This window comes from Arthrobacter sp. 10L424 (assembly GCF_056395325.1).
In genome coordinates this window covers 1-629 of the sequence record NZ_JBFTJH010000029.1, presented here as the reverse complement: position 1 = coordinate 629, position 629 = coordinate 1, and the positions used below count along the sequence as shown (strand labels likewise).

General features: G+C 69.2%; 1 pseudogene. It reads left to right on the top strand.

The annotated features are described in order from the left end of the window. A pseudogene (locus AC1DC5_RS19030) lies at positions 1-629 on the top strand (Ig-like domain-containing protein); the annotation flags it as partial.

Genomic DNA, 629 nt, shown 5'->3' with positions numbered 1-629 from the left:
GGGTCGACGTTGAATCAGGTGTCGGCGGCGCAGATGCGGTTGGGCGGGGATAAGAAGTTGCCGGGGTCGGCTGAGGTGAGTTTCGGGTCGAAGGTCATTTCGGTGACGGATGCGGCGAAGGGCTCGGTGTGGGCGTTGTCGCCGTCGACGGTGGGCGGTTTTGATGCCGAGAGTTCGGAGCCGGTGCTGGCGGGGTCCGCGGGGACGGTGTCGGCGGTGGGTGCCGATGACCGGATCTACAGTGCGGACCCGAAGTCCGGGCAGGTCACGGTCACGACGGTGGATGCCGAGGGCGCGGCGACGGACGTGCAGTCCAGCACCTGGAATGGGTTGAAGGGTGCGGGGGACCTGCAGCTTGCCGTGGTGGGGGATGCGCCGGTGGTGCTGGACGCCGGCCGGGGGAAGCTGTTCCTGCCGGGCGGCCGTGAACTAGCGCTGGAGAACGCAAAGGACGCGAAGCTGCAGCTTTCGGGTCCGGGCGCGGATGCGGTGGCGGTCGCGACGCCGAAGGCGCTGTTGTTGCAGCCGTTGGATGGTTCGACGGCGAAGACGGTGACGTTTGGCGGGCAGGGGGTGCCGGCGGCTCCGGTGCAGCTGGGCGGGTGTGTGCATGCTGCGTGGTCGGGGGC